This window comes from Isoptericola aurantiacus, from assembly GCF_044769875.1.
Classification (GTDB): domain Bacteria; phylum Actinomycetota; class Actinomycetes; order Actinomycetales; family Cellulomonadaceae; genus Isoptericola; species Isoptericola aurantiacus.
In genome coordinates this window covers 499023-523684 of sequence record NZ_JBJBAE010000001.1, presented here as the reverse complement: position 1 = coordinate 523684, position 24662 = coordinate 499023, and the positions used below count along the sequence as shown (strand labels likewise).

Genomic DNA, 24662 nt, shown 5'->3' with positions numbered 1-24662 from the left:
TGGGTGCACGACACGCCGTGCTCGTTCGGCACGTAGCGGCGTGTCGTGCACCCACAGCGGGGGGCGGGGGTCAGGCGCTCGTGCAGCTCGCGGTCGGCAGCGCGGTCGAGCCGTTCGAGTACAGGGTGATCCCGAAGGAGCTGCCGTTCCCGTTCGGCGTGGCCGTCAGCGTGCCCGTGGTCCCCGAGACCGAGGCGTTCCACGAGTTCTGCAGGCTCTGGGAGCCGTTCAGGCCGATCCGGACCCGCCAGCTCGAGCTGCCGGACACCGAGAGCGTGACGTTGAACCGGTCGCCCCACTGCTCGCCCCGCGTCACCGTGACCGAGCAGGCGCCGGTCGTGCCGCCCCCGGACGACGACGAGCACGTGGCCGTGGGGGTGGCGGTGTTGCCGTGGGAGTACAGCGTGATCCCGAAGCTGTTGCCGTTGCCGTTCGGGGTGGCCGTGAGGGTCCCGGAGGTGCCGGAGACGTCGGCGTTCCAGGAGTTCTGCACCGACTGGCCGGAGCCGGTGGCGATGGTCACGACCCAGTCGTCGGCGCCGCTGACGGTGAACGTCGTGTTGAACCGGTCGCCCCAGGAATCGGTTGTGGTCACCGCCACCGAGCAGGTGCCGTCGCCCGGGTCCGTGGTGCCGCCGTCGTCCCCGCCGCCGTTGTCGTTGCCGCCGCCGCTGTTGAGCTGGTCGAGCACGGCGGAGTAGGCGGCCTTCTTGGTGCCGTTGCCGTCGAACAGCAGCGGCGTGTCGGACGCGCGCCAGGAGTCGCTGTCCCGCACGCCCCACACGGAGATGCCCTGGCACCGCGCGACGGCCATGCAGGCCTGGACCACGCCGCGGAACTGGTCGGCCTGCGAGGTGCCCGAGCCGGCGATGTCGAGCTCGGTGATCTGCACGTCCACGCCGAGGTCGGCGAAGTGCTGCAGGGTCTCGTGGTAGTTGCTCGGCACCGGGTTGCCCGAGTTGAAGTGGGCCTGGAACCCGACGCAGTCGATGGGCACGCCGCGGGCCTTGAAGTCGGCGACCATGTTGTACACAGCGCGCGTCTTGGCGTGGCTCCAGTTGTCGGTGTTGTAGTCGTTGTAGCAGAGCTGGGCGTTCGGGTCGGCGGCCCGGGCGGCGCGGAACGCCGCCTCGATCCAGTCGTTGCCGGTGCGCTGCAGGTTGGAGTTGCGCCGGGCACCGGAGCTGCCGTCGGCGAACGCCTCGTTGACCACGTCCCACGTGTGGATCTTGCCGCGGTAGTGCGTCGCCACCTGGGTGACGTGGTTCAGCATCGCCTGGCGAAGCTGGGAGCCCTCCATGTTCTGCATCCAGCCCGGCTGCTGGGAGTGCCACGCCAGCGTGTGCCCTCTGACCTGCTTGCCGTTGCTGATCGCCCAGTTCACGATCTGGTCGCCGCCGCTGTAGTTGAACTGGTTCTGCTGGGGCTCGAGGGCGTCGAGCTTCATCTCGTTCTCGGCCGTGATCATGTCGAACTCGCGGTTCGCGATGGTCGTGTACTGCGAGTCGGAGAGCTTGTAGCCCGCGATCGCGGTGCCGAAGTAGCGGCCGGACTCGGCCGCGGCGTCCTGCAGGGTGGAGCCGGCCGCCTGGGCCGGGCCGGTGCCGATGCCGGCGGTCATCGCCAGGGCAGCGAGGGCGGTCAGGGCGGCGGTGCTCCGTGCGGTCCTGCTTCTCGAGAGTCGTGCTCGGGTCATCGTTGATCCTGCTCCTCCCCGACGGACCGCCGTTGGTCCGTCGTTTCGAAAAGGTTTTCAACGGAGACCCTAGCGGCGATGGGCGGCGGTAGCAATCGTTTTCGAAGGATCGGCGTCCCGAGGGTGTGCGGTCCGCCTCGCCTGCTGCCGATCCGCTGACCTGCCCGAACGCAGAGCCTCGCGGTCGATGCGGGGACGTTCCGGGACGGGCCGGCGCGGGTGGAGCCCGGGGTCGGAGCGGCGACCGCCGGCCCCGCCCGCTACCGGATCAGAGGCCGGTGCGCCCGTCGAGGCACTCGCGCAGCAGGTCGGCGTGCCCCATGTGCCGGGCGTACTCCTCGACCAGGTGGATGACGACGTCGCGCACCTCGACGGTGCCGTCCTCGAACGGCACCTCTCGGTCCAGGTGCTCGTCCGCCATGATCTCGTCGGCGGTGTCCACGGCGGCGTGCCAGGAGCGCCACGCCTCGGCGACGCAGTCGTCGGTGCCGACGGCGTCCTCGAAGTCGAGGTCGTCCACGCCCGGGCGCTCGAACGGGCCGAGGTCCGACGAGCCGCCGAGCACGCGCGCGAACCAGTGGTGCTCGGAGTTCGCGAGGTGCCGGACCAGGCCCAGCAGGGACAGCGTCGACGGCGGCACGCTGCGGCGCGCGAGCTGCTCGGCGTCGAGCCCCTCGCACTTCATGACGAGCGTCATGCGGTAGCGGCACAGGTACTCCCAGAGGGTCTCCTTCTCACCGACCGGGTCTGCTCCGGTCGTCCGGGGGTCCTTCTCGGGCGCTACCCACATGCCTGCCGTCATCGAGCTCACGTGCACAATGTGGCGGTCAATCACGGCTCAGGTCAAGGTCAGGAAGGCAACGATCTGGACACTTCCGGACCTGGTCCGGGTACCCTTCTCGCCCATGAGGCCGACCGCAGCGCGTCCCGACGCGTCGCCCCCCGACGCCGGTGCGGGCGGTCCGGTCGGTCGGCACGGCTTTCCCTGGGACGCCCCCGACGACGGCGCCGGCCCCGACCCGCACGCCGCGGACGGTTTTCCCCCCGCTGCGGGATGGGGCGCGACGGCCGGAGCGGCACCCTGGGCGCCACCCGCGGTGGGCACCGAGGTCCCGGCGCTGGACGCCGTCATCGACGGGAGCGTCGACGTTCCCGGGACCTTCCGCGACAAGGACCGCGCGACCCGCAGGACGAAGGGCCGGGGGCTGCGTCGGCCCGGTGCGGGGCGCCGGCGGGCGCGCGGGAGCGGTGAGGCCCCGCAGCCCGGTACCTCCGAGCCCGGTACCTCCGAGCCCTCCCCACCCGACGGCTCGTCCCCCGTGCCCCCGGCGCCCGGGGCCACGGCGCCCGGGACCCTCCAGCGCAGTTCCCGCCGCACGCGCCGCGGTGCCTCGGCCCCGCGCGCCTCGACCCCGCGGGCCATGGCCTCCCGCGCCGCGGACCTGCGGGCCGCCGGCCTCGCCGCGGGTTCCACCGCCGTCGGCATCGCCCGGCGCCCGGCCCCCGGGATCTGGGCCCGCCGCACCACCCTGCTCGGCGCGGCAGCCGTCGCGCTGGTCGTGGGCGTCGGTGCCGGTGCGGCCGTCGACACCCTCGGGTCCCGGGCCGGCGCGGACGCGTCGAGCGCCACGGCGGTCGCCACCGCCTCCCCCGAGTCCTGCGCCGCCGCGCAGGTCGCCTGGTCCCGGGCCGCGGCGGCCCAGGTCGAGATGGACGTCGAGTCCCCGGCCACCCTCAGGACCGGCTTCACCACCGCGCGCGCCGCACTGACCGCCGTCGAGCCGCCGGACGCCGTCGCCGCCGAGTGGGACACCGTGGCGACCTACGTGACGGCCGCCGCGGACGCCGCCGAGGGTGCCGGCAAGGGGGAGGTCGAGTCCGCGATCGCGACGGCTCTGGCAAGGATGGACACCGCCGCGATGACCACCGCGTCCGAGCAGGTCACGCACTATCTGGCCGAGGACTGCCGGCCCTGACCGGTCCGCAGGTCCGCCCGTGAGATCGGCCACGCCCGCACGGCTCGATTTCCCGACCGCGCCGGACGTGGGTCACCATGGTGGGATGCCGAGCACCCGTCTGCGCGTCCGCCGAGCCGCCACCGCCGTGGCGCTGGCCGTCGGCGCGGCAGCGGTCGGCGCGTGCAGCGCGGACGAGGGGACCACCGAGGCCGCCACCGAACCGCAGCCGGCGATCTCCATCGACTCCGGGCTCGTGATGAGCGACGGCGACGGCGACGGTCCCGCCCCGTCGCCGCAGATCAGCAAGACGTGCCTCGAGCTGCAGGAGGCGTGGGCCGAGACGAACCGGTCTCTCGCCGCGATCGACGAGACCCACCCCCGGGTGCTGGTCACCGGGTTCCGGGAGGCGCAGCGAGCGTTCACGTCGGTCGATGCCCCCGAGGACGTCGACGGCTGGACCGAGATGGGCGACTACCTGGACGCGGCGGTCGGGGCGCTCGCCGACGTCGACAGCGACGACGCCGACGAGGTCGCCTCCGTGATGACGCTGACCTTCTCCGAGGCGGACACGGTGCAGGCGGCGACGGCGCACGCCCAGATCACCGAGTACGTCGAGTCCGGATGCCGCGGCTGAGATCCTCGGCCCCGCAGCCGCCGCCCGCGGCGCCCGCGGGTCGGGCGGCCGCGCTGCGGTCGGCCCTGTCGGCCGCGGGGTACACCGTCGACGGCGTGTCCGACCTGCTGGGCGACGTCGCCTCGGCCGCGCTGCTGCGTGAGCAGACCGTGCCCGTCCGTCGCGCCGTCGCGGCCCACGGGCACGACGCGCGAGCGACCCTGACGGGGCTCTTCCTGCTGGGCGACACGGTGTCGCGTGGCGCTCTCGACGCCGCGCTCCCCGGGATCGGCACGGCCGGCGCCTCCGCCCTCGGGCTGGTGGACGCCGCCGGCGCCGACGACGGCGACGAGGTGCGTGCCGTCGTCGACCTGCGCCCCTACGCCGCGACGGACGCGGGCGGCCCCGTCGAGTGGTGGGTGGCCAGCGACCTGGGGGAGGTCGCGACCGGACGCCGCCTGGCGAACGACCACGTCCTCGGCGCCGGGGGCGCCTCCACGACTCTGGCGCAGATCACCGTGCGGCCGCAGGTGGGCCGGGTCCTGGACCTCGGCACCGGCTGCGGCATCCAGGCGCTGCACGCCGCGCGGCACGCCGACGCCGTCGTCGGCACCGACGTGTCGCGCCGGGCGCTGGAGTTCGCCCGCTTCAACGCGGCGCTCAACGCCCCGGACGCGGACGTCGACCTCCGGTACGGCTCCCTGCTCGAGCCGGTGTCCGACGACCGGTTCGACCTCGTGGTCTCGAACCCGCCGTTCGTCATCACGCCGCGCACCGGTGCGCCAGGGGCGGCCGTGACCGAGGCGCTCGGCGCGTTCGAGTACCGCGACGGGGGCCGTGCCGGCGACGACCTCGTGCGCGACCTGATCACCGGCGTCGGGGCGGTGCTGGCACCCGGCGGTGTCGCGCAGCTCCTGGGCAACTGGGAGCACCGGCGCGGCGAGGCGTGGACCGAGAGGGTCGGGGCCTGGCTGGACGCCTCCGGCCTGGACGGCTGGGTGATCGAGCGGGAGCTGCTCGACCCGGCCGAGTACGCCGAGACCTGGATCCGCGACGGCGGTACCACCGCCGAGCGGGAACCCGAGGCGTGGGGGTCCGCCTACGGTGCCTGGCTCGACGACTTCGCCTCGCGCGACGTCGAGGCGATCGGCTTCGGCATCGTCACGCTGCGCCGGCCGGTCACGGGTTCGGCGACCCTGCGGCGCCTCGAGGAGCACCACGGGTCGCTGCGCCAGCCGCTGGGGACGCACCTGGCGGCGTCGCTGGCCGCGCACGACTGGCTGGCTGCGCGCACGGACGGCGCGCTGGCCGCCGAACGCCTCGTCGCGGCCGCCGACGTCACCGAGGAGCGCTACCTCACGCCCGGCGCCGCGGACCCGAACGTGGTGATCGTGCGGCAGGGCGACGGCCTCGGTCGCGGGATCCAGGCGTCGACCGGGCTGGCGGCGTTCGTCGGGGCCTGCGACGGCGAGCTCACGGCCGGCCAGATCGTCGGCGCGCTCGGGGCGTTGCTGGCCGTGCCCGCCGAGGACCTCGCGGCTGAGCTGCTGCCCGCGGTGCGCGGGCTGGTCCGCGACGGGTTCCTCGCCCCCGCGTCCTGAGCGCACGCGGCCGCCGTCGTCCGGCGCGTCAGTCCTGCGTGAGGTACTGGTCCGCCCACGCGCTGATGATCCGCCCGGCCCGCTGCGCCTGACCCGGACGTGTCAGCAGGTGGTCGGAGCCCTCCAGGGACACGAAGCTGCGCGGGTGCCGTGCCGCCCGGAAGATCGCGCTGGCGTTGTCGATCCCCACGGTGTTGTCGGTCGGGGAGTGCATGACCAGCAACGGCTTGCCGAGCTCGGAGATCCGGTGCTCCAGGTCCGCGGCACGCACGTCCTCGACCATCCCGCGCTTGAGGTTGAGCCGCTTGCCTCCCACCTGCCACACGGCGTTGCCCTCCTGCAGGACCTGGTCGACCAGGTCGTCGTAGTGGTGCTCGGCGTGGCTCGGGTCGAAGGGTGCGCACACGGTCGCGACGGCCCGAGCGGTGGCGATCCCGGGCGCCGCGGCGATGGCGGCGGCCCCGCCCCAGGAATGACCGGCCACCAGGTCGACGGGGGTGCCGCGCTCGGCCATCAGCTCGGCCGCCAGGACGGTGTCGGCGACCTTGACGGTGAACGACCCGTCGCCCCAGTCGCCCTCGGAGTCGCCGAGGCCCAGGTTGTCGTACCGCAGCATCCCCACGCCCTCGGCGGCGAGCTGCTTGCAGATCCGCGCCGCGGCGGGGGAGTCCTTGCCCAGCGTGAACCCGTGCACGAACACGCCCCAGCCGCGCACCTCGCCGACGGGCTCGTCGATGATCCCGGCCAGCCGCGGGCCGGTGCTGCCGGTGAACGTCACACGCTCGGTCATGGTGGCTCCTCTCGCCGTCCTGAGGCACCATTGGTCCCAGGTGCAGTGTTTCGCGCGCAGGTCGGTCCGTCACCCGGACGGCGTCGGCCCGGATGCTGCAACCCATCCTCCCGAGGTGATGACGGCGATACCATCTCGATATGGAGATCGACCTGCGGCACCTGCGGCTCGTGACGGCCGTCGCCGAGCACGGCAGCGTCACCCGCGCCGCCTCGGCGCTGGGCATGGCCCAGCCCGCGCTCACCGCTCAGCTCAACCGGATCGACGCCGCGCTCGGGGGCTCGGTCTTCGTCCGGGACCGCCGCGGCGCGCGGCCCACCCCGCTGGGGGACCTGGTCCTGCGGCACGCCCGCGTCCTGCTCCCGGCGATGGACGCGTTCGCCGAGGACGTCCGGCGGCACGTCGCCGGCAGGGACGACGCCGTGACCTCGCTGCGGGTGGGGACGGTGGCGACCGTGCTGGGCGGGATCTTCCTCAATCGGTTGCGGGCCGACCTGCCCGGGGTGGCCCTGACCTCGTTCACCGCGTGGTCGGCGGACGAGGCGGCCCGGCGGCTGGCCAGCGGTGCGCTCGACCTGGCCCTGGTCGGGGCCTGCGAGAACGAGGTGCTGCCCACCGACGGCGACGTCGTGTGGAGCCGCCTGTTCACCGACCCCGTGTTCGTGCTCCTCGCCGACGACCACTGGCTCGCCGACCACGACGTCGTCCCGCTCGGCGAGCTCGCCCACGAGTACTGGTTGTCGGCGCCGGGCGAGGGCTGCTTCGAGCGATGCTTCGTCGCCGCCTGCGTCCGGTCGGGGTTCACCCCCCGCGAGGTCAGCGAGACCGAGCGGGCCGCGGCCATCGAGCAGGTCCGGGGCGGCCACGCCGTCGGACTGGTCCAGCCGCTGCTGCTGGACGCGCCCGGCGTCCGGCCCGTCGCGCTGGAGGGTGAGCCGCTGTCGTGGACCCAGTACGTCGGGTGGCGGCGCGACGCCGTCGACCGCCTCGACGTCGACGCCGTGCGGCGCGCCGCCCTGGACGCGCACGCGGAGGCGGTGCACCGCACGCCAGCCTACGAGCGGTACCTGGCCGCCGGGGTGGACCCCGCCGTCGTCGACCGTGCCACGGGCGCCGCGTCCTGATCCGTCGGTGTCCCCGGGCGCGTCGCGGCGCGTCTCGGTAGCGTGCCGCGGGTGACGGATCGTCGGGAGGTGACCGCGGGGCTGCGCCAGGTCGGCGTGCTCCTCGGCGTGTTCGGGGCGGGGCTGGCCCTGGTGGTCCTGGTCGTCCTGGTCGCGCCCGGGGCGCTGCGGATCACCCCGGCCGAACCGCCGGACCGTGCGGGTGCCGCGGCGGCGGCTCCCGCCGACGAGATCGCCGTGGCGTGGACCGACACCGACGACTCGGCGGCCCCGGACGGCGACAGCCCGGGCGCGGACGACGCCGACACCCGCGGCGAAATCGTCGTCGAGGGCGAACGCTCCGTGGACGACGAAGCCCGCGCGGGCGCCGTCGAGCCGGCACCCGAGGCCGGATCGACGGGCGCGGCCGGGCGGACCGGTGGCGGTGCGGGTGACGGCGACGGGACCTCGGCGTCCGGCGCGGACACGCCCACGGGCGACGTCGGCGACCCGGGTGCTGCCGATGCCGCCGGGACCGCCGCCGCGCGGGTCCTGGAGCTGGTGAACGCCGAGCGCGCCGCGGCCGGCTGCCCCGCGCTGGTCGCGGATCCCTCCCTGGACGCCCTGGCACAGGGCCACTCCGCCGACATGGCCGAGCGGGGGTACTTCGACCACACCGACCCCGACGGCGCGACGCCGTGGGACCGTGCGGAGGCCGCCGGCGTGGACGGTCTGGCCGCCGAGAACATCGCGCGCGGGCAGGCGGACGCCGAGGGGGTGGTCCGGGCCTGGATGGACAGCCCGGGGCACCGGGCCAACATCCTGTCGTGCAGCTCCACCCGGCACGGCCTCGGCGTCGTGCACGGTGCCGGCGGGCCCTGGTGGACGCAGGTCTTCGGACGGTGACCGGCGCCGTCCGACGGGCGCCGCGACCGCGCGCCGTCGGGCCTCAGCCGATGAGGACGGCGGACTCCGGCCGCCGGTAGACCCGCTGACGGTTGCGCAGGGCCAGGCCGGTGGCCAGCGTGATCGGGCCCAGGCGGCCCAGGAACATCAGCGCCGCGAGCAGGCACTGGTGCCAGGAGTCGAGCTGGGCGGTGATCCCCGTCGACAGACCGGTCGTGGTGAACGCCGAGACCACCTCGAACAGGACGCGATCGAGCGGGAGGCGTTCCGGGGAGGTCGAGACAGCGATGGCGAACGTCGCCAGCACCACGAGCGCGAGGGCCAGCAGGGCGACGGTCAGCGCGCTGCGCAGCGTGGCGCTGCGCACCCGGCGGTCGAACACGGTGACGTCGGCGTCGCCGCGCAGCTCGGCCCAGATGATGAAGGCGAGCAGGGCGAAGGTGCCCACCTTGACGCCGCCGGCGGTCCCGGCCGTGCCGCCCCCGATGAACATGAGGATGTCGGTGAAGAACCAGCTGCCGTGGTTGAGAGCCGACGTGTCGACGGAGTTGAACCCTGCGGTGCGGGGCATGACGGACTGGGTGAACGCCGCCAGGGCCTTCTCGGGGACGTCCAACGGCCCGAAGGTCCGGGGGTTCGCCCACTCCACGGTGAGGAAGACGACGGTGCCGACCACGAGCAGCACCGCCGTCGTGACGACGGTCAGCCGGGCGTGCACGCTCCACCGCCGCAGGACGAGCAGGGGGTGGCGCTGGCCGGAGACCCGCTCGCGACGGGCCAGGCGCACCAGCTCGAGCAGCACCGGGAAGCCGATGCCGCCGAGGACCACCGCCGCGCAGATCGGCAGGCAGATCCAGGGGTCTCCCACGAACTGCATCAACGAGTCGCTGTACAGGGAGAACCCGGCGTTGTTGAACGCGGACAGCGAGTGGAAGACGCCGGACCACACGGCGTCGCGCAGGCCGGTGCCGTAGGTGACCAGGAACCGGGTGGCCAGCACGACGGCGAGGACCGTCTCGGCCACGAGCGTGAACGTCAGGGCGCCGAGCATCACCCGCCGCACGTCGCCCAGCCCGACGGCGTGCGTGGACTCGGCGGCGACCAGCCGGGAACGCAGCCCGAGCCGACGCGTGAGGACCAGGCCCAGCAGGGAGGCGACGGTCATGACGCCGAACCCGCCGATCTGGATCAGCACCAGGATGACGCCCTGGCCGAACGGGGACCAGAACGTCGCGGTGTCGACGACGACCAGGCCCGTCACGCAGGCGGCAGACGCGGCCGTGAAGAGCGCCTCGACGAACGAGGCGGGCCGGCCCGTGGCCGCCACGGGCAGCAGCAGCAGGAGGGTCCCGGCGGCGATGGCCGCGAGGAACCCGAGCGCGACGAGCTGAGCGGGGCGGCGCGGGCTGGCGCTGGGGGCCCGGCGCCCACCTGCCAGGAGGCGGCGCGCCCGGTCGCGTGGGGACGGCAGAGGCACGAGTCCACAGTCTGGCACTGCTGGGCGTGCGGGTCCTCCCGGCCCGCCGTGCTGGTGGGCACCGCGGGCGTCGGCCTGTGGGAGCCTGGCGCGCATGCGCTACCCACGACCTCTGCAGCCCGGAGACCGGATCGGTGTGAACGCACCCTCGAGCGGCGTCCCCGCGCCCCTGGTGGGCCGTCTGCGGTTCGTGGTGTCGTGGCTCGCGGACCGGGGCTTCGACGTCCAGGTGGGTCGGTGCATGGACGGGGCGTCGCACGTCAGCGGCACGGCGCGGGAGCGCGCGGACGAGCTGATGGCCATGCTGCTCGACCCGCAGGTCCGGGCCGTCGTCCCGCCGTGGGGCGGCGAGACGGCGATCGACCTGGTCCCGCTCCTCGACCTCGACGCCTTGCGAGAGGTCGAGCCGACGTGGGTCGTGGGCTTCTCGGACATCTCCACGCTGCTGACCCCGCTGACGCTGGTGTCGGGGTGGGCGACGGTGCACGGCCCGAACCTCATGGACCTCCCGTACGAGCAGGCGAGCGGCCTGGTGCATCCGCTCGAGGTCATGACCGCGAGCGATCGCACCCCTCGTGATTTCCACCAGCGACCCGCCGGTGTGCATCGGGTCGCGGCCTGGGACCGCTGGGAGGACGACCCCACCCCGACCCGGTACGTCTGGAACGGCGAGGGACCCTGGCGGCGGCTCGACGGCGGGGGCGACGTCGACGTCAAGGGGCGTCTCGTCGGGGGATGCCTCGAGACCCTGTGCCACCTGGCCGGCACGCGCTACGCGGACACGTCCGTCCTGCGGGGGCCCCGGGGGGACGAGCCACTGATCGTCTACGTGGAGGCGGCCGAGGCCGACGCCTTCGATACCTGTCGCAGCCTGCACGGGATGCGGCTGAACGGGTTCTTCGACGGGGCGTCGGCGATCCTCGTCGGCCGGACCACCGCGCCCGACGCGGACACGTTGACCCAGGACGCCGCGGTGCTCGACGCGCTCGGGCATCTCGGTGTGCCGATCCTCGCCGACGTCGACTGCGGCCACGTCCCGCCGCACATGAGCCTGGTCAACGGCGCGCTCGGGCACCTCACCTGCGACGACTCCGGCGCGCTCCTGGAGACCCGGCTCGTCTGACGTGCTCGGACGCTTTGCCGACTGCTGTCCGCGACCCGCCCGACCTAGTTCCGGGCCCACCGCCACCGTCTCAGCGGATCGCGGCGAGCAGCCGGAAGCCGAGGAGCGCGACGCTGCGGGTGTGGTTGCTCAGCAGCACCAGGGCGTCCCCGACGTCGGGCCGCAGGCAGAGCATCGTGCGGAAGCCGCCGGTGCCGCCGCTGTGCCAGACGACGTGGTCCGTGCCGACCGGCGTCTCGGTCGCCGTCGAGGTGAGCTGCCAGGCGAGTCCGATGCGCCGGCCGTGCGGGGTGAGGGCGAGCCGCACGGCCTCACCGAGCTCGCCCGAGGGCGGGTCCAGGTGCGCGCGGGCCCAGGTGAGCTGATTGGTGACGGTCGACAGCAGCGCACCCGCACCGGGGAGAGCGTCGAGGTTCCACGCGGCCGCGGGGGTGCGCCGCCGGAAGTGCCCGACGGCGGTCCGTGCCGTCTGCTCCGGCGACGCCTCGGCCCGGGTGCCGGTGTCGGTGAGGCCGAGCGGTCCGGTCACCGTCGACCCGATCAGCCCGGCGTACGGCGTGCCGGCCCTCCGGGCCAGGGCGAGGCCGAGCAGCCCGAAGCCGCTGTTGGAGTAGGCGGGCCGACCGGTGCCCGGGGTGCGTCGCAGGCGACCTGCGGCGACGGCGGCCAGGAACACCTCCTCGGTGTGGGCGCGGTACGGGTCGATGCCGCGCAGCGCGTCCACGGTGCCCCGCAGGGCGGAGAGGTGCACCCGCGGCAGCCCGGAGGTGTGGGTGGCCAGGTGGCCGAGCGTGACCGGGTGCCCGTCGCGTCCCAGGCCGGCGACCTCCGGGACGAGCTCTCCGACCGGGGTGTCGAGCGTGACGTCACCGTCCACCACGGCGCGAGCCAGGGCCAGGGCGGTGAAGGTCTTGGTGATCGACCCGATCTCGAACCGGCTGCCGGCGTCCGGGGTGGCGCCGTCGGGCAGGTGCAGGCGCCCGGCCGCGGACGTCGTGACCCGCCCGTCCGGCGCGGTGTAGCCCAGGGCGAGACCGACGCGGCGGCGGGTGGCTCGCAGGGCGGTGGACTCCAGGAGGGCGGCGACGTCGCTCACGCCTCCGACCCTCACACACCGGAGGGAAGGTGCTCCACCCCGCCCAGCGCGGTCGCCAGGATCGACTCGATGGCGAACGTCGTCGCCTCGGGCAGGTCGACCACCTCGGGCTCGAGCAGCCACTGGGTCTGCAGGCCGTCCATGACGCCGATGATGGCGCTCGCGGCGAGGCTCGCGGCGGTGTCGGTGACGGTCACGCCGCGGTCGGCGCCGACGGCGTGGATCGCCGCCGTGATGTCGCCGCGCAGGACCTCGAACCGTCGTCGGGCCCGCTCGGCCGCCGGGTGCCCGTCCGTGACGGACTCGCCGGTCATGACGGTGTAGGCCTGCACGATCCCGCGCCGGTCGGCGTTGAGCCGGGCGGTCCGCAGCAGGTGGCGGAAGAGGTCGGCGCCGCCGGGGATGTGCTGACCCTCCAGGTGCTCGACGTCGACGCGGTCGCGGTACTCCAGCACCTCCCACAGCAGCTTGTCCTTGCTGCCGAAGTGGTGCAGGACCCCGGCGTGCGTGATGCCGACCTGTTCGGCGACCTCGGTGAGCGAGCCGGCGCGGTAGCCCTTGGATCCGAACACCCGGGCGGCGGCCGCGATGATCTCCTCCCGGCGTTCGGCTCGGGAGACTCGGCGGGCCCGGAGGGGCTGCGGGGCGTTCGTCATGTTGTCACCATACTGTGATCTGCCGCACTTACTGACATGTCAGTAAGTGTGGTTCACTGTGAGCCGACGCACAGCCGCGCCAGACAGGAGACACCGCGTGTCAACGCAGACCGCCCCCCGCGACACCGCCGTCGAGTCCACGCTCGACGGGCTCGTCGCATCCCTCACGCTCGACGAGAAGGCCGCCCTCGTGGTGGGTGGCGACATGTGGGCCACGCGGGCGGTGCCCCGGATCGGGCTCGGTCGCGTCGTGATGTCCGACGGTCCGGTCGGAGTGCGGGACCCCTACGACGGCGGCCCCTCGGCGATGCTGCCCGCGCCCTCCGCGCTCGGCGCCACCTGGGACACCCGGCTCGCCCGGCGCGTCGGGGAGCTGTTCGCCGCGGAGGCCCGCCGGCACGGTGTCCACATGGTCCTGGCGCCCCAGGTCAACCTGCAGCGCACCCCCGTGGGCGGCCGGCACTTCGAGTGCTACAGCGAGGACCCGCACCTCACGGCGGAGCTCGCCGTCGCCCTGGTGACCGCCGCCCAGCGCGACGGGGTGGCGATGTGCGTCAAGCACTACGTCGCCAACGACTCCGAGACCGACCGCACCCGCTACCTGGCCCGCGTCGACGCGCGCACGCTGCGCGAGGTCTACCTCGCCCCGTTCGAGCGCCTCGTCGAGGCCGGCGCCTGGAGCGTGATGGGCGCCTACAGCGGCGTCGACGACGGCGAGACCGCGGCTCCGGCGCTCGAGCACCGCCCCCTGCTGACCGGGGTGCTCAAGGAGGAATGGGGGTTCGACGGCCTCGTCGTGTCCGACTGGGTCGCCACGCAGTCCGTCGCGCCCGCCGTCCGCGGTGGCCTCGACCTGCAGATGCCCGGCCCGGACGGCGCCTGGGGCGACGGCCTGCTCCCCGCGATCGCCGCAGGCGAGGTGACCGAGGCCGAGCTCGACGACAAGGTCCGGCGCATCCTGCGCCTCGCGCACCGTGTCGGCCGGCTGGAGCTCCCCACGGAGTCGGCCGACCCGTCGGCCGCGGCGACGGGGACGGCGTCGGCCGCGGGACCGTTCGACGCCGCCGAGGACCGCGCCGCCCTGCTGCGCGACCTGGCCGCGCGCTCCGCCGTCGTCCTCAAGGACGCCGCCGACCTGCTGCCGCTCCCCGGCACCGAGACCGGCGAGCCCGTGCGGGTGGCGCTCCTCGGAGCCTCGGCCGTGGACCCCTTCTTCCAGGGCGGCGGATCGTCGTTCGTGCTGCCGGACAGCCTGTCGTACCCGGCCGACGCGCTCGCCGAGGCCTTGCCCGCCGGCTCCACCGTCGACGTCGTCACCGGGTCGCGGGCCCGGCGCAACCCGCCCGCGCTGGACCTGTCCCGCTGCACCGACCCGCTCACGGGGGCGCCCGGCCTGCACGTCGAGGTCCTCGACGCCGGCGGAACGGTGCTGCGCACCATGACGGCGACCACCTGGGACGGCTGGTACCACGAGGTCGGCGCCCAGGACGCCACGCTGCGCATCAGCGTCGACGTCGACACCCCCGAGCCGGGCACGCACGAGCTCGGTGTCGGCACCGTCGGGGTGCACCGGGTCCGCGTCGACGGCGAGCTCGTCTCCACCGGGGACGTCGTCGCCACCGAGGACGTCATCCTCGCCTCGACCCACAACCACCCCGTCGCCGCCACCCGCCCGGTCGACGGCGCGACGGCACGCCTCGTCGCCGAGCTCCAGGTCGTCCACCCCGTCGGCTACGACCGGTTCGTGCGCGCCGAGCTCGTGCACCGCCGTCCCGGTGCGGCACCCGAGGCCGAGCTCGCCGCCGCCGAGGACGCCGCGCGCGCCGCCGACGTCGCGGTCGTCGTGGTCGGCACCACCCACGAGGTGGAGTCCGAGGGCTTCGACCGCTCCGACCTGCACCTGCCCGGCAACCAGGACGAGCTCGTGCGGCGCGTCGTCGCCGCCAACCCGCGCACCGTCGTCGTCGTCAACGCCGGCGCACCCGTGCTGCTGCCGTGGCTCGACGACGTCCCCACCGTGGTGTGGGGCTGGCTCGCCGGCCAGGAGACCGGTCACGCGCTCGCGGACATCCTCACCGGTGCCACCGAGCCCTCCGGCCGCCTCCCGTGGACGTTGCCCGCCCGCGCCGCGGACGTGCCGGTGCCGCACGCCGTCCCCGTCGGCGGCGTCGTCGACTACGCCGAAGGACTGGACGTCGGCTACCGCGGATGGCTGCGGCGGTCCGGCGAGCCGGCGCCGGCCGCCCCTTTCGGCCACGGGCTGGGCTGGACCACCTGGGACTACGAGGACGTCACGCTCGCCGCGTCGGGCACCGCGCCCGACGGCGGTGGGCCCGCCGAGGACCTGCGCGTGCGAGTGAGCGTGCGCAACACCGGCCGCCGGACCGGCCGCGAGGTGGTGCAGGTCTACGTCGAGCCCGACGCGGACGCGCTCGCCCAGGACCCCTCCCGGCCGGTGCGCTGGCTCGGCGGCTTCGCCGTCGTCGACGCCGAGCCCGGAGCGACCGCGACCGCCGACGTCGTCGTGCCGCGACGCGCCCTGCAGGTGTGGGACGCCGCCGCGCAGGGCTGGACGACGCCGCCCGGCACGTACCGGCTGCGCGCCGGACGGTCGGTGAGCGACCTGCGGGGAGGTGTCGAGCTCGTGATCCCCGCATGACACCCGCCGGCCCCGGCCGGTGAACAGCACGTGGACCGAACCGCATTGACCATCCACCGATACTGACCACGTCACTCTTCCCGCAGCGGTGCGGGAGTGCAAGGAGGCACACCATGAGGAAGAACCGGCTCACCACGCTGGCGGCGAGCGCCGCCGTCGTGACCCTGCTCGCTGCAGGCTGCAGCGGGGGGACGGAGTCGTCCGGCGACGACGGCACACCGGCTGCGGAGAGCAGCGGCGGTGCGGTCGGCACGGAGACCCTGACCGTCGGCATGCCGAACGGGACGCAGACGGAGAACCAGTCGCCGTTCGCGACCGGGTCGGCGGCGCTGTCCCTGGGCTACGCGTTCGTGATCTACGAGCCGCTGATGATGCTCAACGACGCCCGGCCGTCCGAGGAGCCCACCCCGTGGCTCGCCGACTCCATCGAGTGGAGCGAGGACTACACCGAGGCCGTCATCACCCCGCACGAGGGCATCACCTGGTCCGACGGCGAGGCGTTCGACGCCGAGGACATCGCGTTCTCGATCCAGCTCCGCAAGGACTTCGAGGGCATCAACACCTCCGCCCTGCCGATCAAGAAGGTCGACACCGACGGCTCCACCGTCACCGTGACGTTCGACTCCCCGCAGTTCGTCAACCAGGCCAAGCTCGCGGACATGCTGATCGTGCCGGAGCACCTGTGGGCGGACGTCGAGGACCCGACGACGTACACCAACACCGACCCCGTCGGCACCGGCCCGTACACCCTGGACTCCTGGACCCCGCAGGCGGCCACCCTCGTGGCGCGCGACGACTACTGGGGCGGTGACCTGGCCGTGCCGGAGCTGCGGTACTCGTCCTACAACGACAACAACGCCCTGACCACCGCCCTGACCACCGGTGAGGCGCAGTGGGGCTGGACGTTCATCGCCGACTACGAGAACGTCTACATCGCCCAGGACCCGGACCACTACCACCAGTACGCGGCCGCGGGGCTCGGCATCGACGCGCTCTTCCTCAACCTCGAGGAGAAGCCGTTCGACGACCTGGCCTTCCGGCAGGCGCTGAACATGGCGATCGACCGCCAGTCGATCACCGACGTCGCGACGTCCGGCGTGAACCCGCCCATCACCAGCGTCACCGGCCTGCCGCTGCCGGCCGGCGAGGAGTTCGTGTCCGACGAGTACGCCGGGCAGGAGTACTCGGTGGACGTCGAGGGCGCCAAGCAGCTGCTCACCGACGCCGGGTACACCGGTGTGGGTGACAAGCTCATGGACCCGGACGGCGACCCCGTCACGTTCGAGCTGACCAACCCGGCCGGGTGGAACGACTACCTCACCGCGCTCGACCTCATCAAGAACGCGGCGGCCGAGCTCGGCGCCGAGGCCACCGTGCAGCCGGCGAACGCCGACGGCTGGTTCGCCGACATCATCCCGCCGGGGAACTTCGACGCCACCCTGCACTGGACCGACGGCGGAGCCACCCCCTGGGACCTGTACTCCAACATCATGGACGGGGCGCAGTACAAGCCCCTGGGTGAGCCGGCCACCTGGAACTTCGGCCGGTACCAGGACGAGGACGTCACCGAGGCGCTGGCGACCTATGCCGCGACGACCGACGACGCGGAGCGCAGCGAGGCGCTGGGCACCATCCAGCAGCACTTCGTCGAGGACGTCCCGGCGATCGCCGTCTGGGCCCGTCCCGCGACGGCGCAGTACTCGTCGCTCAACTACGTCGGCTGGCCCTCCGAGGAGGACCCGTACAACCAGCCGCAGCCGACCGGTTCGCAGGCCGCGCAGATCCTGCTGAACCTCGAGCCGGCCTCGGACTGACCCGACCCGGCCCGTCCCGCCGGGCGTCCGCCGCCACCGCACCGGTGGCGGGCGCCCGGCACCCGCCCCAGACCCCCAGGTGATCGCATGAGTACCCCAGCCCTCGGCTCACCCGCCACGGCGCCGCCGTCGGACGGATCCGGCCACGGCGCGCCGGACGGAGCGCCCGTCCTGCAGACCGCCGGCCTGACCAAGCACTTCCCCGTGCGCGGCCGCCGGGGCGCCGTCGTGCACGCCGTCGACGGCGTCGACCTCGAGATCCACCGCGGCGAGGTCGTCGCGCTCGTCGGCGAGTCCGGCTCCGGCAAGTCGACCATCGCCCGGCTGCTGGCCCAGCTGATGCCGCGCACGAGCGGAGACCTGCGCCTGCACGGCCAGGACTCGACCGTCCGCGGCCGGCGGGCCTTCCGCTCCTACGTCAAGCGCGTCCAGATGATCTTCCAGGACCCCTTCGGCTCCCTGAACCCCGTGCACACCGTGCGGTACACGCTGTCGCGCAGCGTGCGCATCCACCAGGGCCGGCTCAAGGGCGACGAGCTCGACGCGGCGATCCGGCGCGTGCTGGAGCGGGTGCACCTGTCGCCCACCGACCGGTACATCGACAAGTTCCCGCACGAGCTCTCCGGCGGTCAGCGCCAGCGCGTCGCCATCGCGCGGGCGCTCGCCGCGGACCCCGAGGTGCTGCTCGCGGACGAACCGATCTCGATGCTCGACGTGTCGATCCGCCTGGGCATCCTCAACCTGCTGCAGGACCTGCGCGACCGCCTCGACATCGCGATCCTGTACATCACGCACGACATCGCCTCGGCCCGCTACTTCGCCGACCGGACCGCGGTCATGTACGCGGGACGGGTCGTGGAGACCGGGGACAGCGAGTCCGTGACGCAGGACCCCAAGCACCCGTACACCCAGCTGCTGATCGGCTCCGCCCCGGACCCCGACGACCTGGAGGCGCGGGCGCGGGGGGCGCGGGGCGAGGCCCCGAGCCTCGTCGACCCGCCCGCCGGCTGCCGGTTCAACCCGCGCTGCCCGTTCGCGACCGACGTGTGCCGGACCGAGACGCCGGAGCTCATCCAGGTCGGCGCCGGTCGCGGCGTCGCCTGCTGGGGGTACGCCGACCGCCCGGACCGGCCCCGTCTCGGGGACGTGCTCGACGCCTACGGCGAGCGCGCCGGCGCCACGCCGGGCACGCGCGCGCCGGAGGGCGCCACGCCGCACGGCACCACGACCGACCAGGAGGGCCCGCGGTGAGGTTCGCGATCCGACGCACCATCTTCTACGCGATCACGGCGTGGGCCGCCGTGACCATCAACTTCCTCATCCCGCGGCTGATGCCCGGTGACCCGGTCACCGCGCTCATGGGGCGGATGCAGGGCCGGATCGACTCCAACGCGGAGCAGTCCATCCGCGTGCTGTTCGGGCTCGACACGGACAGCTCGATCTGGCAGCAGTACGTGGACTACTGGGGCCTGCTGCTGCACGGCGACCTCGGGCTGTCCTTCACGTTCTTCCCGACGCCGGTGACGGAGATCGTGCAGCAGGCGCTGCCGTGGACCGTCGGGCTGGTCGGCATCGCCACGATCATCGCCTTCACGCTCGGTACCGGGATCGGCACCGCCATCGGCTGGCGGCGCGGCACCTGGGCGGACTCCCTGCTGCCCATCACCACGTTCTTCTCCGCCGTGCCGTACTTCTGGCTGGGCCTGATCGCGATCACCGTCTTCTCGGTGATGCTCGGCTGGTTCCCGTCCTCGGGCAGCTACGACCGCGGCCTCGTGCCCACCTGGTCGTGGGAGTTCGTGGGCTCGGTGATCTACTACGGGTTCCTGCCCGCGCTGACCGTCGTGCTGTCCTCGATCGCGGGCTGGATCCTCGGGATGCGGAACATGATGGTGACGGTCTCCTCGGAGGACTACGTCACCGTCGCGCACGCCAAGGGCCTGCCCGAGCGCAAGGTCATGGTGGGCTACGCCGCCCGCAACGCGATCCTGCCCCAGGTGTCCAGCTTCGCGCTGTCGCTCGGGTTCGTCGTCGGCGGGACGCTGATCATGGAGATGGTCTTCTCCTACCAGGGCATCGGCTACACGCTCTTCCAGGCCGTCAACACCCAGGACTACCCGCTGATGCAGGGCTGCTTCCTGGTGATCACGCTCGCCGTGCTCGGGGCCAACATCATCGCCGACTTCGTCTACGCGGCGCTCGACCCGCGCACCCGTCAGGAGGGCTGATCCGATGACGCAAGACACCTCGCTGACCGAGGCCGAGTCCGTGGCCGAGATGGCGGTCGAGCACGACGACGACCCCCGCAAGGCCAAGAAGTTCCTCTTCCTGCGCAACGGCAAGGCCCTCACCGGTCTGGGCATCCTGCTGTTCTTCGGCGTGCTCGCCGTGATCGGGCCCTGGATCGCCCCGTACGACCCGAACCAGGTCTCCACCGACCTGCTCCAGCCGCCGTCGACGGCGCACTGGCTCGGCACCGACCACACCGGTCGCGACATCCTGTCCCAGATCGTCGTGGGCACCCGCGGCGTGATCGTGGTGGGCATGATCGCGGGTGTCTCGGCCACGATCCTCGGCGTGATCATCGGTGTCACCGCCGGGTTTGTCGGGGGCGCGGGCGACGAGACGCTCTCGGCGCTGTCGAACGTGTTCCTCGTCATCCCGCAGCTGCCGCTCATCATCATCATCGCGGGCCAGCTCCCGACGGCCGGGGGCATCACCGTCGCGCTGGTCATCGGCATCACGGGCTGGGCGTGGGGCGCGCGTGTGCTGCGCGCCCAGACGCTCTCGCTGCGCAAACGTGACTTCGTCGAGGCGGCCCGCGCCAACGGCGAGCGCACCTGGCGGCTCGTGCTCGCCGAGGTGCTGCCCAACCTCACCGCCATCATCGCGGCCGGGTTCGTCGGGACGGTCACGTTCGCCGTGCTGTCCCAGGTGACGCTGGCCTTCATCGGCATCACGCCCGTCTCCGACTGGAACTGGGGCACGATCCTGTTCTGGGCGCAGAACAACCTCGCCCTGCAGCGGGGTGCCTGGTGGTGGTTCGTGCCCGCGGGGCTGTGCATCGCGCTGCTCGGCATGGCCCTGACGCTCGTCAACTTCGGCATCGACGAGTTCGTCAACCCGCGCCTGCGCAGCACCGGGATGAACGCCCGGATCCTGCGCCGCAAGCGCATCCGCCCCCGCATCGGCTTCACCCCGGTGCTGGGCGGGGCCCACCGCACACCTCCGGGTGATCCCGACCGTCCGACCCGGGGGGAGCGCTCATGACCGCCGCGAGCCGCTGCGTCCCGATGGCCCGACCGACTTCCGAGGAGCGCTCATGACCGCCTCCACCCTTCACGTCCCGCAGGCCGGCCCCGGCGTCGGGGAACCGGTCCTCGAGATCGAGAACCTGTCCGTGGACTACGGCTACACCGACGACGCCACGCACGTGCTGCGCGACGTCTCGCTGACCCTGCACCGCGGTGAGGTGCTGGGTCTGGCGGGGGAGTCCGGCTGCGGCAAGTCCACCCTGGCCTACGCCGCGACCCGGCTGCTGCCGCCCCCCGGGCTCATCACCTCCGGCAGCGTGCAGTTCACGGGCCGCGACGGCGTGCGCACCGACGTGCTGCGCCAGTCCGACGCCGAGCTCCGGGCCTCGCGGTGGCAGGACATGGCCATCGTGTTCCAGGGCGCCATGAACTCCCTGAACCCGGTGTACCGGATCGGGCGGCAGATCGCGGACGGCATCCTCGCCCACCAGCCGCGCACCAGCCGGCGTGACGCGCTGGACCAGGCCGCGGCGCTGCTGGAGATGGTCGGCATCAACGCCGACCGGCTGCGGGACTACCCGCACCAGCTCTCCGGCGGGATGCGGCAGCGGGTCATGATCGCCATGGCGCTCGCGCTGGACCCGCAGGTGCTCATCATGGACGAGCCCACCACGGCGCTGGACGTGGTGATGCAGCGCCAGATCGTCGAGGAGATCGCGGAGCTGCGCGAGCGGCTCGGGTTCTCGGTCATCTTCATCACCCACGACGTGTCGCTGCTCATCGAGATCGCCGACCGGATCGCGATCATGTACGCCGGCGACATCGTCGAGGACGCCCGTGCCCAGGACGTCTACCGCCGCCCGCGCCACCCGTACTCGTCGGCGCTGCTGCACTCGTTCCCGCCGCTGCGCGGGGAGCGGCGCGAGCTGACGGGCATCCCGGGTGCGCCGCCGGACATGCAGAAGATGCCGCCCGGCTGCCCGTTCGCGCCGCGCTGCCCGCACGCGACGGACGTGTGCCGCCAGGTGCACCCCGGGCTGACCCCGACGGCGCTGGCCGGCCGCGACGACGTCGAGGCGGCCCGGCGGGTGGCCTGCCACCTGCACGATCCCGCACTGGTGGGGGCCTCGGGGCTGCCGGACGAGCTGGCGCGCTGAGCCGGACGGGGCGGCGTGGACCGTCCGGACGCAGACTCGCGCTCGGATCCCACGGCTCGTCCACCTGAACGTCACACGGAGTGGGTACGGTGACCTGCGTGAACGGCGACACTCGTGAGAACCCGCTCGCGGTCCCCGCTCCGGGTGTCGCGCCGGTCCGGCCTGCGTCGATCCCGCCGTCGGACGGGCCCGCACCCGGCAGCGCGGAACAGGTCCCGACCGGCACCGAGTCCGCCCCGGCGCCCGCCCGGTCCGGGAGCCGACGGGTCGCGTCGGTCTCGGCGCCCCCGCGCCAGCAGGTCCGGGCCGGTGCGCAGGCGCTGGCAGCCGTCGTCGCGGTCCTCGCAGCGCTGGGCGTGTGGGCCACGTACCGGTTCTTCGTCACGACCGTCGTGGGCCAGCGGCTCGACGAGCTGGCCTTCACGGGCGCGGAGTACGGGCAGGGCCGGCTGTGGCAGGTGGCCGAGCCGGTGCTCGACGTCGTCTCCGTCGCGTTCGTCGTCGTCGGGCTCGGGGCGGCCGTCGCGGTCGCGGTGGTGCGCCGCCGCTGGGTCCTCGCGCTGCAGGTCGTCGTCCTGGTGGCCGGCGCCAACCTCACCACGCAGCTGCTCAAGCACCAGATCCTCGACCGCCCGGACCTGCTGGAGGGTTGGAACGGCCCCAACACGCTGCCCAGCGGGCACACCACGGTCGCGGCCTCCGTCTCGGTGGCGCTGCTGCTGGCCACACCGCGGGCCTGGCGGCCGGTGGTGGCGCTGGCCGGTGCGGCGTACACCGCGGCGACGGGCGTCTCCACGCTGATCGGTCAGTGGCACCGGCCCTCGGACGTCGTCGCCGCGCTGCTCGTCGTGCTGGCCTGGGGTGCGCTGGTGTGCGCGATGACGCCGGCGAGCTCGCTCGACGTCGCCCCCCGCCGGCACCGGACCGCCTCCGGTTCTCCGCAGGTCGGCGCTTTCGCGTCCCCGGGGTCCTCCGTCGTGGCCGGGCTGCTGCTGCTGGCCGCCGTCATCGCCGGCGGGGTCGCCGCCGCGGCCGGGGTGCGGCTCGTCGGTTCGGGCTCGGTCGGGATCGCGCCCGACGTCGGTGCCTACGCCGCGGGGGCGCTCGCCGTGCTGGCGGCGACGGCGGTGACCTTCGCGCTGCTCCTGCTGCTGCGGCAGGCGACGGCGCGGCCCCGGGGCTGAGCGGAGCCCGCTGGGGCGCGCCCGTCAGCCGCGGTCGGCGCGGTCGCGTCGGCCGTCGCTCGCCGGCTCGCCCAGATCATCGGCCCGTTCTGTGCGTGTGGTTCCGTCGCTCAGCCGCCAGGTGACCTCGCTGACCTTGTCGTCGTCGTCCTGAGGCGACCAGGACGCCACCCAGTACCCGTCCACCACCTGGGCCGCCGCAGTCGTCCCGCCGTCGGCGGTCACCTCGACGCCGACGACGTCGTCGCCGACGTAGCCCCAGTCGGTGAGATACCCGCGGGTGCCTCCGCCGCCGGAGCCGACATGGTCGATCATGTCGTCGCGGACGGGCAGGCGGGCGATGTCGCTCATGCCGATGAGTCCGGGGATGTCGCGGCCGGTCAGGTCGACGTCGCACAGGGCGACCCGGTCCGGGTCGTCACCGACGGCGAGGAACACCAGGACGACGTCCCCACGGACCTCGACCGCCGACGTGGTGTACGCGGCGCCGGAGTCCTCGGGCCACGCCTCGTCGATGCGGGTGCGACACGCCTCGACGGCCGCGGCACCGGTGTCCGGCTGCTCGACCGGGACAGGCCGATCGTCCCGCGTGCCCGGCAGCACGACGCTCGCGGCCACGACCACGAGTCCGGCGGCGGCCGCCACGAGCACGGGACGGCGGCGTCGTCGCGGCCCGGGAAGCGGGACCACGACGGAGAACCTGTCGTGCGGCTCGTCCGGCCCGACGTCGTCTCCCTCGTGTGCCTCGCGGGGGTCCGTGATCGCGGTGGTCGCCTCGTGGCGGGTGAGCCGGGTGAGCTCGGCGTGTGCCGCCGTGAGTCGGGCGGGATCGGGCGGGGCGGCCGGGGCGATCCGGGCGAGCCGCCGGTCGATGTCCGAGGTGCTCATGATGACCTCCGGGAAGGGGTGGGACCGGCGACGCGGCCGTCGGCCTGACCACGGCGTCCAGGGTGGATGGCGCCGTCGCGACCGGGTGCCGAGAGGCCGGGTTCGTCCGCGCTGTTCTCCGCGGCTGCCATGCGCCGTCGGGCGCGGTGCAGGCGGACGGCGAAGGTGGCGCGGGAGCACCCGGAAACCTGCGCTGCCTCGGCCGCGGTCAGCCCGTCCCATGCCACCAGCAGCAGCGCCTCACGTTCGGGGGTGGTCAGGGTGGCGAGCGCCCGCAGGAGGCCGTCCCGCTCGGCTGCCAGGGCGTCCACCCCGACGCCCTGGGCGGTGGCGGTCTCGAGGCGGGTGAGGGTCTCGGCCAGGTGCCGGCGGCGCCGGTGCGCTCGCTCGGCGTTGCGCAGGTGGTTGCGGGCCACGACGAGCAGCCAGGGCAGCGGGGGATCGGGTACCTCGTCCAGGCGGCGCCAGGCGACCAGGAACGTGTCGGAGACGACGTCCTGGGCGGTGTCCGGATCGGTGTGCCGCAGGGCGTACGCCTGCACGCGACCGGCGCAGGCGTCCCAGAGGGCGTCGAGGCGGGCGGCCGGGGGCGTCCCGGCGGAGGTGGTCACGACAGGTAGTGTCCGGCAACCCGGCGGTAGTTACCGCGGATCGCGGGCTGTGTCGCTCCCGGCCAACCGGCCGTGC

21 protein-coding genes are annotated in these 24662 nt (G+C 73.8%); 13 read left to right on the top strand and 8 right to left on the bottom strand.

Translation table 11 applies throughout. The features are described 5' to 3' along the window. Nucleotides 1-70: 70 nt before the first annotated feature. Both ACIQLL_RS02285 and ACIQLL_RS02280 read right to left on the bottom strand, forming a co-directional pair. Nucleotides 71-1696, bottom strand: coding sequence for an endo-1,4-beta-xylanase (locus ACIQLL_RS02285; protein WP_402462678.1), 1626 nt, complete (start codon nt 1694-1696; stop codon nt 71-73). A 268-nt stretch (nt 1697-1964) separates the two neighbouring features. Then, a complete protein-coding gene (locus tag ACIQLL_RS02280; RefSeq protein ID WP_402464604.1) occupies nt 1965-2498 on the bottom strand; it encodes a DinB family protein in 534 nt (177 codons plus the stop codon). A 103-nt stretch (nt 2499-2601) separates the two neighbouring features. Between ACIQLL_RS02280 and ACIQLL_RS02275 the strand changes: the two genes are divergently transcribed. From ACIQLL_RS02275 to ACIQLL_RS02265, 3 genes are all read left to right on the top strand, one after another. Continuing rightward, nucleotides 2602-3672, top strand: a complete 1071-nt coding sequence (locus tag ACIQLL_RS02275) for a hypothetical protein (protein ID WP_402462676.1) — start codon at nt 2602-2604, stop codon at nt 3670-3672. An 85-nt stretch (nt 3673-3757) separates the two neighbouring features. Next, complete coding sequence (locus ACIQLL_RS02270) at nt 3758-4288, top strand: hypothetical protein (RefSeq protein ID WP_402462673.1); 531 nt, start codon at nt 3758-3760, stop codon at nt 4286-4288. Beyond that, entirely contained in the window at nt 4276-5868 is a 1593-nt protein-coding gene (locus ACIQLL_RS02265) for a DUF7059 domain-containing protein (RefSeq protein WP_402462671.1), read from the top strand. Before ACIQLL_RS02270 ends, ACIQLL_RS02265 begins: the two co-directional genes overlap by 13 nt. Before the next feature lie 28 nt (nt 5869-5896). On the opposite strand, the gene ACIQLL_RS02260 is transcribed toward ACIQLL_RS02265, so the two are convergent. Beyond that, nucleotides 5897-6658 carry an alpha/beta hydrolase family protein gene (locus ACIQLL_RS02260; protein ID WP_402462668.1) on the bottom strand — a complete coding sequence of 254 codons (762 nt, stop codon included), beginning with the start codon at nt 6656-6658 and terminating at the stop codon, nt 5897-5899. Nucleotides 6659-6798: 140 nt separating this feature from the next. Here ACIQLL_RS02260 and ACIQLL_RS02255 point away from each other — a divergent pair, with 140 nt between their 5' ends. Together ACIQLL_RS02255 and ACIQLL_RS02250 are read left to right on the top strand one after the other, a co-directional pair. Next, nucleotides 6799-7782 (top strand): LysR family transcriptional regulator, encoded by a 984-nt coding sequence (locus ACIQLL_RS02255; RefSeq protein WP_402462665.1) that lies wholly within the window; start codon nt 6799-6801, stop codon nt 7780-7782. Between the two features lie 51 nt (nt 7783-7833). Continuing rightward, nucleotides 7834-8667 (top strand): CAP domain-containing protein, encoded by an 834-nt coding sequence (locus tag ACIQLL_RS02250; protein WP_402462662.1) that lies wholly within the window; start codon nt 7834-7836, stop codon nt 8665-8667. Nucleotides 8668-8710: 43 nt separating this feature from the next. On the opposite strand, the gene ACIQLL_RS02245 is transcribed toward ACIQLL_RS02250, so the two are convergent. Continuing rightward, nucleotides 8711-10144, bottom strand: a complete 1434-nt coding sequence (locus ACIQLL_RS02245; RefSeq protein WP_402462659.1) for a TrkH family potassium uptake protein — start codon at nt 10142-10144, stop codon at nt 8711-8713. Between the two features lie 136 nt (nt 10145-10280). Between ACIQLL_RS02245 and ACIQLL_RS02240 the strand changes: the two genes are divergently transcribed. After that, nucleotides 10281-11267, top strand: a complete 987-nt coding sequence (locus tag ACIQLL_RS02240) for a S66 family peptidase (RefSeq protein WP_402462657.1) — start codon at nt 10281-10283, stop codon at nt 11265-11267. A gap of 70 nt (nt 11268-11337) precedes the next feature. On the opposite strand, the gene ACIQLL_RS02235 is transcribed toward ACIQLL_RS02240, so the two are convergent. Then, nucleotides 11338-12363, bottom strand: a complete 1026-nt coding sequence (locus ACIQLL_RS02235; protein WP_402462655.1) for a serine hydrolase domain-containing protein — start codon at nt 12361-12363, stop codon at nt 11338-11340. Between the two features lie 11 nt (nt 12364-12374). Next, nucleotides 12375-13019, bottom strand: coding sequence for a TetR/AcrR family transcriptional regulator (locus ACIQLL_RS02230; protein ID WP_402462652.1), 645 nt, complete (start codon nt 13017-13019; stop codon nt 12375-12377). Between the two features lie 97 nt (nt 13020-13116). On the opposite strand from ACIQLL_RS02230, the gene ACIQLL_RS02225 reads away from it, so the two are divergent. The 7 genes from ACIQLL_RS02225 to ACIQLL_RS02195 all read left to right on the top strand — a co-directional run bounded on the left by ACIQLL_RS02225 (nt 13117) and on the right by ACIQLL_RS02195 (nt 23087). Beyond that, nucleotides 13117-15678 (top strand): beta-d-glucosidase, encoded by a 2562-nt coding sequence (locus ACIQLL_RS02225; RefSeq protein WP_402462649.1) that lies wholly within the window; start codon nt 13117-13119, stop codon nt 15676-15678. 113 nt (nt 15679-15791) lie between these two features. Continuing rightward, nucleotides 15792-17492: an ABC transporter substrate-binding protein gene (locus ACIQLL_RS02220; RefSeq protein ID WP_402462646.1), complete on the top strand. Its 1701-nt coding sequence runs from the start codon at nt 15792-15794 to the stop codon at nt 17490-17492. Between the two features lie 87 nt (nt 17493-17579). Further along, nucleotides 17580-18743, top strand: a complete 1164-nt coding sequence (locus ACIQLL_RS02215) for an ABC transporter ATP-binding protein (protein WP_402462644.1) — start codon at nt 17580-17582, stop codon at nt 18741-18743. Then, nucleotides 18740-19720 carry an ABC transporter permease gene (locus ACIQLL_RS02210; RefSeq protein WP_402462641.1) on the top strand — a complete coding sequence of 327 codons (981 nt, stop codon included), beginning with the start codon at nt 18740-18742 and terminating at the stop codon, nt 19718-19720. The genes ACIQLL_RS02215 and ACIQLL_RS02210 overlap by 4 nt, the downstream gene beginning before the upstream one ends. Nucleotides 19721-19724: 4 nt before the next feature. Then, nucleotides 19725-20762: an ABC transporter permease gene (locus ACIQLL_RS02205; RefSeq protein WP_402462639.1), complete on the top strand. Its 1038-nt coding sequence runs from the start codon at nt 19725-19727 to the stop codon at nt 20760-20762. Nucleotides 20763-20814: 52 nt separating this feature from the next. Beyond that, the gene (locus ACIQLL_RS02200) at nt 20815-21903 is read left to right on the top strand and encodes an ABC transporter ATP-binding protein (protein WP_402462636.1); all 1089 of its coding nucleotides are present in this window, start codon (nt 20815-20817) and stop codon (nt 21901-21903) included. A 98-nt stretch (nt 21904-22001) separates the two neighbouring features. Next, on the top strand, nt 22002-23087 hold the full coding sequence (locus ACIQLL_RS02195) for a phosphatase PAP2 family protein (RefSeq protein ID WP_402462633.1): 1086 nt from the start codon (nt 22002-22004) through the stop codon (nt 23085-23087). A gap of 24 nt (nt 23088-23111) precedes the next feature. Here the strand turns inward: ACIQLL_RS02195 and ACIQLL_RS02190 are convergent, their stop codons facing one another. Both ACIQLL_RS02190 and ACIQLL_RS02185 read right to left on the bottom strand, forming a co-directional pair. Beyond that, on the bottom strand, nt 23112-23975 hold the full coding sequence (locus ACIQLL_RS02190; RefSeq protein WP_402462630.1) for a hypothetical protein: 864 nt from the start codon (nt 23973-23975) through the stop codon (nt 23112-23114). After that, nucleotides 23972-24586 (bottom strand): RNA polymerase sigma factor, encoded by a 615-nt coding sequence (locus tag ACIQLL_RS02185; RefSeq protein WP_402462627.1) that lies wholly within the window; start codon nt 24584-24586, stop codon nt 23972-23974. The genes ACIQLL_RS02190 and ACIQLL_RS02185 overlap by 4 nt, the downstream gene beginning before the upstream one ends. Nucleotides 24587-24662 lie beyond the last annotated feature (76 nt).

What these genes read in the sequence shown, in the direction of transcription:
- ACIQLL_RS02285 (WP_402462678.1), bottom strand. Translation starts at nt 1,696, where the DNA reads ATGACCCGAGCACGACTCTCGAGAAGCAGGACCGCACGGAGCACCGCC.
- ACIQLL_RS02280 (WP_402464604.1), bottom strand. Translation starts at nt 2,498, where the DNA reads ATGACGGCAGGCATGTGGGTAGCGCCCGAGAAGGACCCCCGGACGACC.
- ACIQLL_RS02275 (WP_402462676.1), top strand. Translation starts at nt 2,602, where the DNA reads ATGAGGCCGACCGCAGCGCGTCCCGACGCGTCGCCCCCCGACGCCGGT.
- ACIQLL_RS02270 (WP_402462673.1), top strand. Translation starts at nt 3,758, where the DNA reads ATGCCGAGCACCCGTCTGCGCGTCCGCCGAGCCGCCACCGCCGTGGCG.
- ACIQLL_RS02265 (WP_402462671.1), top strand. Translation starts at nt 4,276, where the DNA reads ATGCCGCGGCTGAGATCCTCGGCCCCGCAGCCGCCGCCCGCGGCGCCC.
- ACIQLL_RS02260 (WP_402462668.1), bottom strand. Translation starts at nt 6,658, where the DNA reads ATGACCGAGCGTGTGACGTTCACCGGCAGCACCGGCCCGCGGCTGGCC.
- ACIQLL_RS02255 (WP_402462665.1), top strand. Translation starts at nt 6,799, where the DNA reads ATGGAGATCGACCTGCGGCACCTGCGGCTCGTGACGGCCGTCGCCGAG.
- ACIQLL_RS02230 (WP_402462652.1), bottom strand. Translation starts at nt 13,019, where the DNA reads ATGACGAACGCCCCGCAGCCCCTCCGGGCCCGCCGAGTCTCCCGAGCC.
- ACIQLL_RS02220 (WP_402462646.1), top strand. Translation starts at nt 15,792, where the DNA reads ATGAGGAAGAACCGGCTCACCACGCTGGCGGCGAGCGCCGCCGTCGTG.
- ACIQLL_RS02215 (WP_402462644.1), top strand. Translation starts at nt 17,580, where the DNA reads ATGAGTACCCCAGCCCTCGGCTCACCCGCCACGGCGCCGCCGTCGGAC.
- ACIQLL_RS02205 (WP_402462639.1), top strand. Translation starts at nt 19,725, where the DNA reads ATGACGCAAGACACCTCGCTGACCGAGGCCGAGTCCGTGGCCGAGATG.
- ACIQLL_RS02200 (WP_402462636.1), top strand. Translation starts at nt 20,815, where the DNA reads ATGACCGCCTCCACCCTTCACGTCCCGCAGGCCGGCCCCGGCGTCGGG.
- ACIQLL_RS02190 (WP_402462630.1), bottom strand. Translation starts at nt 23,975, where the DNA reads ATGAGCACCTCGGACATCGACCGGCGGCTCGCCCGGATCGCCCCGGCC.